The sequence below is a fragment of the Methylobacterium sp. 4-46 genome, from assembly GCF_000019365.1.
Lineage (GTDB): Bacteria > Pseudomonadota > Alphaproteobacteria > Rhizobiales > Beijerinckiaceae > Methylobacterium.
Window position 1 is genome coordinate 2,714,177 of the sequence record NC_010511.1, and the last position, 14,142, is coordinate 2,728,318.

General features: G+C 66.6%; 11 protein-coding genes. 5 read left to right on the plus strand and 6 right to left on the minus strand.

All coding sequences use genetic code 11. The features are described from left to right. Positions 1-39: 39 nt before the first annotated feature. Together M446_RS35145 and M446_RS11705 are read right to left on the minus strand one after the other, a co-directional pair. Positions 40-3,573 (minus strand): DUF6531 domain-containing protein, encoded by a 3,534-nt coding sequence (locus M446_RS35145; RefSeq protein ID WP_012332313.1) that lies wholly within the window; start codon positions 3,571-3,573, stop codon positions 40-42. Positions 3,574-4,209: 636 nt separating this feature from the next. Continuing rightward, the gene (locus M446_RS11705; protein WP_012332314.1) at positions 4,210-5,304 is read right to left on the minus strand and encodes a cobalt-precorrin-5B (C(1))-methyltransferase; all 1,095 of its coding nucleotides are present in this window, start codon (positions 5,302-5,304) and stop codon (positions 4,210-4,212) included. A gap of 98 nt (positions 5,305-5,402) precedes the next feature. Between M446_RS11705 and M446_RS11710 the strand changes: the two genes are divergently transcribed. Further along, positions 5,403-6,719 carry a cobyrinate a,c-diamide synthase gene (locus M446_RS11710; protein ID WP_043702337.1) on the plus strand — a complete coding sequence of 439 codons (1,317 nt, stop codon included), beginning with the start codon at positions 5,403-5,405 and terminating at the stop codon, positions 6,717-6,719. Between the two features lie 112 nt (positions 6,720-6,831). Here the strand turns inward: M446_RS11710 and M446_RS11715 are convergent, their stop codons facing one another. Continuing rightward, positions 6,832-7,236 (minus strand): helix-turn-helix domain-containing protein, encoded by a 405-nt coding sequence (locus tag M446_RS11715; RefSeq protein WP_012332316.1) that lies wholly within the window; start codon positions 7,234-7,236, stop codon positions 6,832-6,834. A 531-nt stretch (positions 7,237-7,767) separates the two neighbouring features. On the opposite strand from M446_RS11715, the gene M446_RS11720 reads away from it, so the two are divergent. Continuing rightward, on the plus strand, positions 7,768-8,100 hold the full coding sequence (locus M446_RS11720; protein WP_012332317.1) for an antibiotic biosynthesis monooxygenase family protein: 333 nt from the start codon (positions 7,768-7,770) through the stop codon (positions 8,098-8,100). Between the two features lie 92 nt (positions 8,101-8,192). On the opposite strand, the gene M446_RS11725 is transcribed toward M446_RS11720, so the two are convergent. After that, positions 8,193-9,425: an MFS transporter gene (locus M446_RS11725; RefSeq protein WP_012332318.1), complete on the minus strand. Its 1,233-nt coding sequence runs from the start codon at positions 9,423-9,425 to the stop codon at positions 8,193-8,195. Positions 9,426-9,655: 230 nt separating this feature from the next. Between M446_RS11725 and M446_RS11730 the strand changes: the two genes are divergently transcribed. From M446_RS11730 to M446_RS11740, 3 genes are all read left to right on the plus strand, one after another. Next, positions 9,656-11,152: an exopolysaccharide biosynthesis polyprenyl glycosylphosphotransferase gene (locus M446_RS11730; protein WP_012332319.1), complete on the plus strand. Its 1,497-nt coding sequence runs from the start codon at positions 9,656-9,658 to the stop codon at positions 11,150-11,152. Between the two features lie 114 nt (positions 11,153-11,266). Beyond that, on the plus strand, positions 11,267-11,593 hold the full coding sequence (locus M446_RS11735) for a hypothetical protein (protein WP_150108637.1): 327 nt from the start codon (positions 11,267-11,269) through the stop codon (positions 11,591-11,593). Positions 11,594-11,694: 101 nt separating this feature from the next. Continuing rightward, positions 11,695-11,964 carry a hypothetical protein gene (locus tag M446_RS11740; RefSeq protein WP_012332321.1) on the plus strand — a complete coding sequence of 90 codons (270 nt, stop codon included), beginning with the start codon at positions 11,695-11,697 and terminating at the stop codon, positions 11,962-11,964. A 996-nt stretch (positions 11,965-12,960) separates the two neighbouring features. Here M446_RS11740 and M446_RS38865 read toward each other — a convergent pair. Both M446_RS38865 and M446_RS38870 read right to left on the minus strand, forming a co-directional pair. Beyond that, complete coding sequence (locus M446_RS38865; protein ID WP_265576646.1) at positions 12,961-13,251, minus strand: hypothetical protein; 291 nt, start codon at positions 13,249-13,251, stop codon at positions 12,961-12,963. 147 nt (positions 13,252-13,398) lie between these two features. Then, positions 13,399-14,118 carry a KamA family radical SAM protein gene (locus tag M446_RS38870; RefSeq protein ID WP_265576595.1) on the minus strand — a complete coding sequence of 240 codons (720 nt, stop codon included), beginning with the start codon at positions 14,116-14,118 and terminating at the stop codon, positions 13,399-13,401. Between the last annotated feature and the right edge of the window lie 24 nt (positions 14,119-14,142).

The window sequence follows — 14,142 nt, forward strand, 5'->3', positions numbered from 1 at the left end:
GACGGCCGCCGCGCGGGCATCCCGCCTCAAACAGGAGGCTCAGGGGCGGCCGGGAGGGTGGGGAAAATTGCAGGCCCACAAGTGAGGAGGATCCAACGCCCGCTCACACTGCGTACTGGTCGTGCCCGCCACCGTGCGCGTCTCGCTCAGCCGGTTGCCGACCTTGTCGTAGCTCCAGCTCAGGCTGCCGTAGGGGCCCGTCGCCGTCAGCAGCCGGGCCGCGTCGTCGTAGGTGAAGCGCTGCGTCTGGCCCGGGTCGATCGTGTCGTTGTTCAGCGCCATCAGGTTGAGCCCGTCGCCGACCCAGTGGTAGCGCGTGATCAGGCTCGGGCCGCCCGAGGCCTGGTCGAGGAACAGCCCGTCCAGCCGGTACTCCAGGTCGTTGTTCGACCACATGTTCAGCCCGTTGCCGAAGGTGAGGCCGCGCAGGCCGCCGAACGGGAAGTACCCCGCCCAGGAGGCGATCACCTGCTCGGGCGCGGTCGCGGACATCTTCAGCCCGACGGAGTTCACCCGGCCGAGCGCGTCGTAGCCGTAGGTGACCACCCGCCCCGACGGGTAGGTCAGGAACAAGAGCCTGCCGCTGCCGGCCGCGTCGTAGGTGTAGGCCACCGTGTGCGCGTGGCCGCCGATGGTGCGCACCTCGCCGGTCACCCGCCCGACCGCGTCGTAGTAGAAGTCCGAGCTGCCGGCCGCATCCTGCATCCGCGTGAGCCGCCCCCGGCCGGTCGGCCCGCCCGCGGTGTCGTCGTAGCCGAAGCTCTCGTTGAGGGCCGCGGTCGGGTAGGAGCGGGAGGTGAGCCGGCCGGCCGCGTCGGAGCTGTAGGTGGTGGTGACCCCGCGCGCGTCCGTCTTGCGGATCATCAGCCCGCGGGCGTCGTAGTCGTAGACGGTGGTGCCGCGGTCGGGCGAGGTCTCCTGGATGACCTCGCCGAAGCCGTTGCGCACATAGGTGGTCGCGAGATTGCGGGGGTCGGTGTAGGTGGTCTCCTCGTCCTTGGCGTTGTAGGCGTGCTGGACCACGCCCCCGTCGCGCTCGGTCTCGGTGACGAGGCGGCTGAGCGCGTCGAAGCCGAAGCCGAGAGCCTTGCCGCGCGGGTCGGTGACGGTGGTGAGGTTGCCGGTCCTGTCGTAGGCGAAGCTCCAGGTGCGGCCCTGGCCGCCGACCTGCTTGATGAGGCGCCCGAGCTCGTCGAAGGTGTTGGCGAGGCGGAACATCTGGGTTGAGCCGTCGGCCGCCGTGATGGTCTTGGCGGTGGCATTGCCCATGGCGTCGCGGGCGTAGGTGACGCTCTCGCCGAGGGTGTTGGTGACCTTGATCAGGCGGCGGGCCTCATCCCAGGTCAGGGTGTAGCTGGCACCGGCAGGCTCGGTGTAAGTGGCGAGATCTCCCGCCGGAGTGTAGCTGAAGCTCCAGGCGGTCTGCGACGGGCCCGGATTGATCGTCATGCCGGTAAGGCGGCCGGCATCGTCGTAAGCAAAGGCGGTGACGACGCTGTCCGGACCGGTGACGGAGGTAGGCTGTCCGCGGCCATTCCAGGCAGTCACGGTGCTGACCTGTCCCAGTTCATTGGTCGCTGTTTGGAGAAAGCCGTTGGAGTTGTAGGTGTAGGAAACCGTATCGCCGGGTCCGGGCAAGGGTCCGTCGACGGAGGTGAGCAGCCCGGTCGTCGCATAGCCATAGGTCCAGGCCCGCACGCGTCCATTGGTGGAGAACGGGACCGTTTGAGACGTCGTGTCCGTCTGGGTGACTTGGGTCAGTTGCCCCGTGGCGCCGTAGGCAAAGTCGGTCGTGAGACCTGGCTCGACGGTTCGCACGGGCAGGTTGAAGGTGGGGTGCCACAGAATCGTCGTCGTGGAGACCTGCGGGGTTCCGGATCCGCGCGTGATCGAGGTGGGCCGGCCGAGCGCGTCGCGCACGTACGCCGTGACCCGCCCTTCCTCATCGGTCTCGGTTGCGATGAACTTGTTCGTATCATACGTGATGCGACGGGTGCTCGCGACGCAATTCGCGCTCGGCTGACCATCGATGGACACCAGACGTACGTCGCCCTCGCCCGTGCGCGTGAAATTGTATACCTCGGCTTTTCCGAGAGGATTGATGACCGTCGTGGTCGGAGAGGAGGCCGTGCCTCCGAAGCTCAAGCTGTACGTCTGATTCGATCCCGCATGCATCGACGCGGTGGTCCGACCGGATGCGTCGTACGCGAATGTCGCGAATCGCACGCCCCTCTCGTCGGAGATGCCCGTCAAGAGATTGGGAAATCTTGTGTTTTCATAGTGATAGGAAAACGACCCGGTGACGTGACCAGCCGCGTCGATCTTCTCGACCTTCGTCAGGCGTTGGACGCGTCCAACGGATGGGTTTGCCGGAGCAGGGTCATAAGTATAGCGAAGCTGACCGCCGCCTGGAAGGCCGATCTGGCTGATAGCCTCCGGCACCGGGCGTGATCCCTCAAAATCTTTGACTGCCGTTATATTATAAAATCTCCAGGAAATAGAGAATGCCCTGCCGAGGTTGTCGCTGATCGCCGCGAGCTCATCAGACGGGCCATAAGAAAAATTCAACTGATATCCGTCAGGCGATAATAAACTTATAGGCCTACCAATGATATAATTGTTCTTTTCATTAATGTCGCGGTTGAACGTTTTGAGGATCCATACTCTCCTGGACGGATCTGTGACACGCCATTGCTGCGAGGCGGCGGTCACATCGTTCCAGTTCGAAGGAGGAGATCCGACGAAGGACAGGCTGTATCCGGTTTGGACCACTCCCTTGGCGGCAGCGAATGATCCGTTCGACAGCGCGAAATCATGGGCGGTGCCGTCAGGAGCATGGATTGTCACTCTTCCATTTTCGCCGATGTGGAGCTCCATCATAAAATCGAAGCGCCAGCCATTTACGTCGCCGCGGACCGGGCCTCTCCACGACGACACATTTGTGATTTGTGGAAAGCTACGGTATGAGCGCCCAATATAGAATCTCCCATCCGATGTCGAGAAATCTGTCTTCTTCTCTAATTTTGAGCCTGACGACACCATGACTGGATTACCAACAACTGGATTGACGTTTCCTGTGTTGTTGGCAACACACTCCACGGGTTCGCGAATCGGTATAGGAACGCACCGACTGTTCCCGTAAGGCGTGTAGCCGTCCGGACAGCTGAAGCTGACCCAGGCCGGGAGCCTCACCCAGCACGAGTTGATCCCGCCTCCTGTCTCTTGAGGGCAGAGGTATTGGAAGCTTGTCCACCGACACCCTGCAAAGTATGGATTGTCGTCTGTCATGGATGGCACCAGTAATCTGCTGAAGCCATTGTCCATTCCGGACCATCTCCACTGAGCTGCGCACGCCGCCTCTGGCGACCCTGCGCAGGTACCCGATGCCCCGTCGCACCATTGCCCGAGAGGTGCGTCTTGTGCACGCACCACAACAGCGGAATTTCCTATAAGGATAATTATTGTTAGTATATATATGAGATTTTTACATTTCTGCTTATAAAAATGACGAAAATACGCCCTTCTGATGACGCTCACTGCAAAGCTTAAGCCGGCTAAGAATCTCATCGACATCGGCAGATCTCGGTAGCGAATCTTTCTGCCATGCTGAAGAGCGCTTCGTTGAGAGTCAATGACGCAAGGGAATGAAGCCTTCTGAGCGCTGTTCCGGAGTGTCTGTGCCCCGCGCCACGCCAGTCAACGGTCCACGGAGGCGAGCGCGTCTCGCAAGAGACGCATGCACCTTTCTCCTGCTCAGGATTTCTCCCGACGATTGCCGCGAACTCGGCCCGATCCCAGCTTCCGGATGCTGATCACCTTTCACAATGCATCGTCATGCAGTTGCCGGCGCACGTCGCCGCGATGTCAGACAGTATGGTCCGAAGAACGCACATGACGTGCTCGCGATCGCAACCGGTCACGGTGGAGAACTCGCGGAGGATGGTGCGCTCTGCGCCGTCGTGAATGGCTGCGGTCAGAGGTCCGCCACGCCGTCAGCAATCCATCGCGCGTTTCGACGCGCGGCGAAGCGGTCCTGCAATGCCGCCGCGCTGCGATGCGCGACCACGCCCGGCATCGCGCATTCCTCCACAGGTCGTCCCGGATCCTCCTCCGCACCCGCGAAAGCAAGAAGAAACGCCCACCGCCGAGGCAACGGCCACGCCAGAAGCCAAGCTGACCGGACGAAACCCCTGCGAGGCGGGGACCGCCTCACCCGACCCGCCGGAACGGCGCCGCGCCCGCCACCTGTCCCTCGCGGTCGAACACCACCACCTCGAGCGCGATGCCCGCGCCGCGCAGGGCGGCCGCGGCCGTCTCCCAGGCGTGACGGGCCACCACCTCCGCCAGGGGCAGATCCCGCGCCTGCGCGAGGCGCAGCACCTCCAGCGCCGTGTTCGCCCCGGCCGCCCGCGCGGCGAGGTCGGGTCCGCCGCCCGCCTCGGCGACCCGCGCGGCGAGCCAGGCGAGATCGACCGGGCCGGCCCGGGAATGCAGGTCGAGGAGGCCCTGGCCGAGCTTCGTCATCTTGGCGAAGCCGCCCGCCACCGTCACGCGCGGCACCGGGTGGCGGCGCAGGTACTTGAGCATCCCGCCCGCGAAATCCCCCATGTCGATCAGGCCCTCGGGCGGGAGCCCGTGCAGGCGCTGCACCGCCGCCTCGGAGGTCGAGCCGGTGGCGCCGGCCACGTGGGCGAGGCCGCTCGCCCGCGCCACGTCGATGCCGCGGTGGATCGTGTCGATCCAGGCCGCGCAGGAATAGGGCACCACGATCCCGGTCGTGCCGAGCACCGAGAGGCCGCCCAGGATGCCGAGGCGGGGGTTGAGGGTGCGCAGGGCGATCTCCTCCCCGCCGGGGATCGCGATCTCCACCACGACGTCCGGGGCGCGGCCCTCGACCTCGGCCAGGGCCGCCGCGATCATCCGGCGGGGCATCGGGTTGATGGCCGGCTCGCCGACCGGCAGGGGCAGGCCGGGCCGCGTCACAATGCCGATGCCGGGGCCGGCCCGGAAGGTCACGCCGGAGCCCGGGGCGCCGGGACGCACCGTCGCGAGGACGAGGACGCCGTGCGTCACGTCGGGATCGTCGCCCGCATCCTTGACCACGCCGGCGCGGGCGCCCTCCGCCAGGCGCTCGCTCGCCGCGAGCGCGAAGGCGGGGCGCAGGCCCCCGGGCAGCGGGATCTCGACCGGGTCCGGGAAGGCGCCGGTGCGCAGCCCCGCGAGGGCGGCCTTGGCGGCCGCGGCCGCGCAGGCGCCCGTGGTCCAGCCGCGCCGCAGGGGGCCGCTCGGGGGCATCTCGTCCATGGCCCGGGTGGTATCACCCGGGGGCGGCCGGGTAAAAGGCGGCGCGCCGCGTGCGCCAGGAGTCCGATGCCGTGACCGACCTTTCCGCCTGCGGCCCGCTGCCCACCCGCGGCCTGCTGATCGCCGCCCCCCGCTCGGGCTCGGGCAAGACCACGGTGACGCTCGCCATCCTGCGCGCGCTCGCCCGCCGGGGCCTCGCGGTGGCGGGCGCCAAATGCGGCCCGGACTACATCGACCCCGCCTTCCACGCCGCCGCGACCGGCCGCCCGAGCTACAACCTCGACAGCTTCGCCATGGACGACGACCTCCTCGACGCGGTGGCGGCCCGCGCCGCGGCGGGCGCCGACCTCCTCGTCGCGGAGGGCTCGATGGGCCTGTTCGACGGCGTCGTCGCCGAGACCGGCCGCAGCGGCGCCAACGCGGACGTGGCGGCGCGCTACGGCTGGCCGGTCGTGCTGGTGCTCGACGTCTCGGGCGCGGCGCAATCGGCCGCGGCGGTGGCGCTCGGCTGCCGGCTCTACGATCCCCGCCTCGCCTTCGCGGGGGTGATCCTCAACAAGGTCGCGAGCCCGCGCCACCGCCGCCTCGTCGAGGCGGGGCTCGCGCGGGCCGGGCTGCCGGTGCTCGGCGCGATCGGGCGCGACGCCGCCCTGGTCCTGCCGGAGCGGCATCTCGGCCTCGTGCAGGCGGAGGAGACCGGCGATCTCGCGGCGCGGCTCGACCGGCTCGCCGCCCTCGCCGAAGCCTCCCTCGACCTCGACGCGCTGCTGCGGGCGGCGGGCGGCCGGGTGCCCGCTTCCGGGCGTCACCGCCTGCCGGACCCGCCGGGCCAGCGGATCGCCCTGGCGCGGGACGCGGCCTTCTCCTTCGTCTACCCGCACATGACGGCCGGCTGGCGGGCGGCGGGGGCGGAGCTGGTGCCGTTCTCACCGCTCGCCGACGAGCCGCCGCCCCCGGATTGCGACGCCTGCTGGCTCCCCGGCGGCTACCCGGAGCTGCATGCGGGCCGGCTCGCCGCGGCGGGGCGATTCCTCGCGGGCCTGCGCGCCTTCGCCCGCGCGCGACCGGTGCACGGCGAGTGCGGCGGCTACATGGTGCTCGGCGAGGGGCTGGAGGACGCGGGCGGGCATCGCCACGCCATGGCGGGGCTCCTGCCGGTCGCCACCTCCTACGCGCGGCGCAAGCTCCATCTCGGCTACAGGCTCGCCGCCCTCCTCGGCGACGGGCCGCTCGGCCGGGCCGGGGACACCGTGGTCGGGCACGAATTCCACTACGCCAGCGAACTGACGCCGGCCGCCGACGCGGCCTGCGGCCTCGCCCGGGTCAGCGACGGGGAGGGACGCTCCCTCGGAATCGCCGGCCACCGGCTCGGCCGGGTGAGCGGCAGCTTCTTCCACCTCATCGGCGGGCGCTGAGCCCCGGCCCCGCATCGCCGGACCGTCGCGGCCGGGCCGGGAGGCCGTCGGACAACGCACCCGGCGCGGCGCCGCGCGTCACTCGGCGCAGCACGTCACTCGGCGCAGCACGTCACTCGGCGCCGCCGTTCGCCAGACCGGCGGGGCGGCTCAGCCTCGCGGCCGAGCGGACGATCGCCAGCACCTCTCGGCGCAGCTGATCGTCCTCGATCTGCACGTAGGCGCGCAGCACGTCGATGGCGCCCTGGGTGCTCAGGAACCCGAACACGTTCTCGTCGTTGCCCTGCGTGTCGCTCGGATCCTCGAAGAAGGCCGAGACCGGGACTTCAAGCAGCCGGGCGATCTCCCTCAGCCGCCCGGCCCCGACGCGATTCTGCCCCTTCTCGTATTTCTGCACCTGCTGGAACGTCACGCCCACGGCGTTGCCGAGCGCCGTCTGGCTCAGACCTTTCGCCTTGCGCAATGCCGTGATCCGGATGCCCACGAGGCGATCGACCTCTGTAGTCTGCTTAGGCATGTGTCCTCGACACTCTGTCTCAAACCCGCATCGCCTCCGGGTCCTTTCCGGACCCGGCCGCGCGGCCCACCCCGTCCCGCACGGCGCCGGGCTCGCGCCCCGCGCCGTGCGGCCCTGAACTCTCGCGCCCGCCGCGGGGATCCCGCCCGGTCAACACGCCGCGGCGCGGCGACAACACCGCGGCGCCGCCAAGACGTCGCCGCCAAGACGTCGCCGCCGATACCGGCCGATGGCAGCGCTGCCGCTCCGCGACCGGATGCCGCTCACCGCTCATCCTGGCCTCGCGTGCCAAGCTGCGCCCGATTGATCTGCCATGCAACCGGACCTGCGTCTACTCGGCTACCTGGAATTCCCAAGAGGAATACAGAAGAAAGATTACTGAGTTGGCCGTCGATCAACACCCGACGCGGTGCGGGAGTGGTGCGGCGCCCGGCCAGGCCGCCTTGATCGGGGCCGGAAAATCGCCTTCAGTCGCGGCCGATCACGGAACGGCCGGGTCCGGCCGCGGCCGCATCTGGAAGGAACTGCAGCATGTTCATCGCGATGAACCGGTTCAAGGTCTACAAGGATGCGACGGCGGATTTCGAGCAGGTCTGGCTCGGCCGCGACAGCCATCTCGGCGAGATGAAGGGCTTCGTGGCGTTCCACCTCCTGCGCGGGCCGGAGCACGAGGACCACGTCCTCTACGCCTCGCACACCGTGTGGGCCTCGCGGGAGGATTTCGAGGCCTGGACGCGCTCCGAGCAGTTCCGCAAGGCGCATAGCCGCGCGCCGGGCACGAAGCCCCTCTACCTGACGCATCCGCAATTCGAGGGTTTCGAGGCGGTGCAAACGATCGCGGCGCGGGCCGAGGCGGCCGAGTAGGTCCCGCGCGGGGCGTCCGGATCGCGGTTCAGGCCCTTGACGGCACAGATTTCCCGCTGACGACCGGGGCGGCGCCGGGGATCGCGCGCCGCTCAGGCCCGCGCCGCCCCGTCGAGTCGCGGCAGGAAGGCCGCGATCAGCCCGATCGCCGGCAGGAACGCGCAGATCCCGTAGACGAATTCGATGCTGGTGCGGTCGGCGAGTTCCCCGAGCGCGGCCGCGCCGAGGCCGCCCATCCCGAACGCGAAGCCGAGGAAGAGGCCGCCGACGAAGCCGACGCGGCCCGGTAGTAACTCCTGTGCATAGACGATGATCGCCGGCATCGCGGAGGCGAGGATTAGGCCGATCGGAATCGTCAGGATCACGGTCCAGACCAGGTTCGCGGAGGGCAGCGCCAGGGTGAAGGGGAGCACGCCGACGATCGAGCCCCAGATCACCACCTTGCGGCCGAAGCGGTCGCCGATCGGCCCGCCGATCACCGTGCCGACCGCGACCGCGCCCAGGAACACGAAGAGCAGCACCTGCGATTCCTGCACCGACACGCCGAAGCGGTGCAGCAGGTAGAAAGTGAAGTAGGACGTCAGGCTCGCCATGTAGAAGAACTTGGAGAAGATCAGCAGGAGCAGGATCGCGATCGTCGCGACGATCCGGCGCCGCGAGAGGGGCTCCGCGGCCGCCGCGGCCGGCCGACGCCGGGCCGCCCCCTGCTGCTGCGCGAGCCGCTTCCGGTACCAGCGTCCGATCCCGGCGAGGACGAGGCAGCCGGCGAGGGCGGCGAGGCCGAACAGGGCGACGCTGCCCTGCCCGTGCGGGACCACGATGAAGGCGGCCAGCAGCGGGCCCGCCGCCGTGCCCGCATTGCCGCCGACCTGGAACACCGATTGGGCGAGGCCGTAGCGCCCGCCCGAGGCGAGGCGGGCGACCCGGGACGCCTCCGGGTGGAAGATCGCCGAGCCCGTGCCGACCAGGACCGCCGCGACGGCGAGGCCCGGGAAGCTGGAGGCCGTCGCCAGGAGGAGCAGGCCAGCCAGCAGGAGCAGCATCCCGGCCGCGAGCGAGAAGGGCTGCGGGCGCCGGTCGGTGGCGAGCCCGACCACCGGCTGCAGCACCGAGGAGGTGAGCTGGAAGGCGAGGGTGAGGAGCCCGATCTGGCCGAAATCCAGCCCGTAGGCCTGTTTCAGCACCGGGTAGATCGCCGGCAGCAGGGACTGGATCAGGTCGTTGAGGAAGTGGGCGAGGCTCAGGCCCGCCAGCACGGCGGCTGCCGGCCCGGCCGGCCTGCGCGCCGCGCCCGCCACCCCGCCGTCCCTCGCCCGCGCATCCATGGCCGCTCTCCCGGTGATCCGGGGGCTTCTAACATCGCACCGGACGCGAGGATGCCGGGGCGGCTGCAGGGCCGGGTTGCGCGGGCGCCGGTCCCGGCCTTGCTCAGCTTGGCCCGTCCCGCCGGGGCGGATGCGCCCGCGTCCCATTCCGGCACGGACAGCCCGCAGGACCGAGCCGCCGAGGGACGCCGCCGCGTCCCGGGGAGGCTCAACCCGGAACAGCTGCCCGCATGCAACACGAACGGTTCACCCCTTTCGGAAGCTCCGCCGCCAGCGCGGCCGAGCGGCGCGCCATCTGGAGCGCGCTGCTGCCGCGCCGCCGCCGCGGGCTGGTCCGGGCCGCGATCGGCGTCGGCGCGGCGCTCGCCGAGTTCGGCGCGGTGCTCGGGACGGTGCTGAGCGCCCAGGCGGTCTATCACGCCGCGGTGCTGCACGCGGCCGTGCCGCTCGGCGCGGCCCTCCAGGTCGGGCTGCTGCTCGGCCTGCTGGTCATCCTGCCGAACCTCGCCCGGGGCGAGTACAGCATCGAGACCTACCTGGCGGGCGGCGTCCACCCGCGCCGCAGCGCGAGCCTGTGGCTCGCCGCCTGGGCGCTCCTCCTGGTGATCGGCTTCCTCACCAAGACGACGAGCGACGTCTCGCGCGTCGCCGCGGTCGCCGCCTTCGCGGCCGGGCTGCCGGTGCTGCTCGCCACGCGGGGCCTCTGCCTCTCGGCGGTGCGCCGCCTCGCCACGCCCCGCTCGGGATCGGTGCGGCGGGTCCAGCTGATCGGCTACGAGCAGGATATCGCGAGCTTCTACGCCAGCCACGACGCGGAGGCGCTCGGCGTGCGGGTGATCGGGGCGAGCTACCTGCGCGGCGTCCCGGCGGGGATCGCGCCGGAGGAGCGGCGCCGGCAGATCGGGGAGGATCTCGACCTCGCCGTCTCGGTGGTGCGCTTCCTGCGCCCCGACGACATCTTCGTGCTGGTGCCCTGGACGGAGGCGGAGGACGTCGAACTCTGCGTGGACGCCTTCCTGCGCGTTCCGGCCGCCCTCCACCTGCGGCCCGGCCAGGTCATGGACCGCTTCGCCGACATCCGGCTCGCCCGGGTCGGCCGGCTCACCGGCCTGAATGTCGGGCGCGCGCCCCTGAGCCCGGGCGAGGTGGCGCTCAAGCGCGGCTTCGACCTCGTGGTGGCGGGCGCCGCGCTGGTGATCCTGTCGCCGATCCTGGCGATGATCGCGATCCTGATCCGCCTCGACAGCCCAGGCCCCTGCCTGTTCCGCCAGAAGCGCTACGGCTTCAACCAGGAGGCCTTCTCGGTCTACAAGTTCCGCAGCATGCGGGCCGAGCCGGAGGGCGCGTTCCGGCAGGCCACCCGCAACGATTCGCGGGTCACGCGGGTCGGGCGCGTCTTGCGCCGCACCAACCTCGACGAGCTGCCGCAGCTCCTCAACGTGCTGCGGGGCGACATGTCGCTGGTCGGGCCGCGTCCGCACGCGCTGGCGCACGACCGCAGCTTCGAGCGCCGGATCGCCCGCTACGCCCGCCGCCACAACGTGCCGCCGGGCATCACCGGCTGGGCCCAGGTGAACGGGCTGCGCGGCGAGACGCTGACCGACGCCGACATGCAGCGGCGCGTCGAGCACGACCTCTACTACATCGACAATTGGTCGTTCTGGTTCGACCTCCAGATCCTGGCGATGACCCTGTTCGCCCGCAGCTCGTTCCGCAACGCCTATTGAGTTGCCGGGGGCCGGGCCGCCCGCCGTCGCGCCGGCGGTCGCCGCGTGAGGAGGGCGGATCGTTAAGGTTGCGGAGGCATGATGCCGCCTTCCTGCCCACGATGGGGTGCGGCCTTGTCCCTGCGTCTCCAGCTCGCCGTCGGGTCCCTCGCGGTCCTCGGCTTCGCCACGATCTGCGCCGTCTCGGCCGTCAACCTCGACCGGCTGCCGGCCGCCTCCGCGCCCCTGCCGCAGCAGGTCGCGGCGGTGCGGGCCCTGCCCGAGGAGCCGATGACCACCGGCTCGATCGCTGCCGCGCCGGTCCCGGCCCCCGTCGCCGTCAAGCCCCGCGCGAAATCCGCCAGGGCGGAGCCCGCCCGGGACCCGGCCTTCGATTCCGAGCGCCTCGTCCAGCTCCTCAACGCCGCCGCGGCCGGGACGGCCAAGCCGATCGGGCGCTGAGGCCGGCCCAGGCCCGGGCGGCGCGGCAGCCTTGATCCAGCGCAAGGAGATGCGAGCGGAGGCGGCGCATCACGGGGACGCCCGCCAGGAGGGGGTTGTCCATGTCCGCTTCCGCAACGATCCGCGATCCGATCCCCGCCCGCACCCTCACCAGGGCGGCCGTGGCCGTCGTCGTCTCGGTTCTGTTCAGCATCGCGGTGCTGATCTGCTACGCCGTGCTGGCCGTGCTCTTCAATCTCGGCGCGTTCGGGATCGAGGTCACCACGGGCATCATCAAGATGCTGTGCCTCACCGTGATCCTGACCTACCTCGCGGCGGGGCGCCTGCTCTGGTCGCGCGAGGCGCGCTTAGCCCTCACTGAGCGGAATTGATCACGACGGCGTGCAAACGTGATCACGACGGCGTGCAAACGCGCCCGGCATATGGCGCAGACGACCATCGTGAGGACGAGTAATCCGGCAAATGCGCCTTCGCAGCCGTTAATCCGATGGCGTCCGCCGCAACGGAACTCAAGATGATGGGAACGAAAAACCCAGCATACGCGTGTACCTAGAGCATTTTCCGACGAAATGGATGCCGGTTCGTCGCAGAAAATGCGGCAAGATCAAAGACCTAGAGCAGCACCCGATTGCAACGTGATCGGGTGCTGCTCTAGAGAGACGCTGGCGTTCGGGCTCGATTCCCCCAGGAGCTTGGGAAGCCACTGCTGCCGACGTAGGCGTTGTAGAGCGCACGCAGAACACTGACGTCAAACACTACCATAAAGAGCGACAGAGCCAGCAGTAATTTTGGTAACAGTTCTCGCGTCCGTCAATCCTTATATATCTTCAAGACGCTCTCATTGACAGCGTCTCGATGTCCTACTTTTGCCGAATTTATTGAGTTTGCAAAAATATGTTAAGCTACCATGCTGCTAATCTCAAATCGTATCGAGGTCGCGTAGATCGACCCAGCAGATACCCCGACGGCCACTTCTATATTCTTCAATGTGTCGTCGATTTTCCTGCTGTCGACCGGAGATTCAGAGTAGGTCTGTTCGTGATTCACGATCAGCACAAGTGCCATGACGTCCTCTTTGAAGCAAATAATGGCTTGATGCGTAGCGCTGCTTTGCACCTCGAATGCAACACAATCCATGCAATCTGCGACTCTACGATATTTCTCCGCGAACGCCGATTTTATTTTGGCAATCTCAGGTGGGTGCGAGAGATCAACCCGAGCATAACTAATTCGGTCATATGTTGAGATCAACGGTTGGTGCACGATCGATTACTCCCGCTCAGAGGATGTCGAGACGTCATCTCCGAATGATTGCAATTTTCTCTGATGCGCCACTCGTGGGCGCACCAGAATTTTGACGCATCGCGTCAATGATAGTCTGGATCTTTCCAGGTCCGCCATTCGTAATTGCGCACAACCGCGTAGTCCGGCCCTTGTGCTACAAGGTAATTTGGCGCGAGCGGCGTTTTACCCAATGGTGTGCAAATGACGTAGGTCGGTACTGCGAAACCTGTCGTGTGACCACGAAGATTTTCCATAATATGCAATCCGGTTTGAATTGGCGTTCGGAAATGCTCCGCCCCCCTGATCAAATCGGCATGATAGAGATAATAAGGTCTGACGCGGATCATAAGAAGCTTGTGAAGGAAATCCTTCATCACCTCGACACTATCATTAACACCTTTCAATTGGACCGATTGATTTCCCACCGGAATACCCGCATCAAGCAACCTTGAGATTGCGAGCTTGGATTCCTCAGTGATCTCTTTTGGATGATTGAAATGGATGTTGAGCCATATCGGGTGCTATTTCTTCAGCATATCGCACAATTCGACCGTGATCCGCTGTGGAAGCAGAACCGGAAATCTTGAGCCAATGCGTATTATCTGGATGTGGAGTATCGCCCGCAACCGCTTGATGACGTACTCGATTTTGCTATCAACTAAACTAAGCGGATCGCCTCCACTGAGGAGGACATCCCTGATCTGTTGGTTTGAAGCAATGTAATCAATACCCTGATCGAGTAAGCTTTTAGCCGTTACGATTGGGCCTACCTCGACGTGAACCTTGCGAGAGCAATGTCTACAGTAGACAGGACATAGGTTTGTTATATGAAAAAGAACTCGATCTGGATACCTATGCACAATGCAGTTTACAAGCGTTGCCCCTTCTTTCCATAATGGATTTTCAGTTCCTACTTCCGATCTGTGGAATGACTCCAGCTTCTCGATATCAAACACATCGTTGAGCTCTGCCAAGTTTGGCAGCTGCTGCAGGCGAACTGGACAATTGGGATCGTTTTTATCCATCAATGACAGATAGTAGGGCGTTACTCGAAAAACATACTTCTCACCCACGCGACCGAACACATCACGTTCTTCATCCGACAAATTGAGATATTCGTCGAGCTGACTTAGCAACGTGATAGAATTATTTTGATTCCACCTCCAATCATCCCAGTCATGGTCTCTATCGGTCCGCGTTACATTGGCTTTGAGCATACTATCATCTTTGTTCATCATCATCGCCATCACCTTTCAGTGTATTTG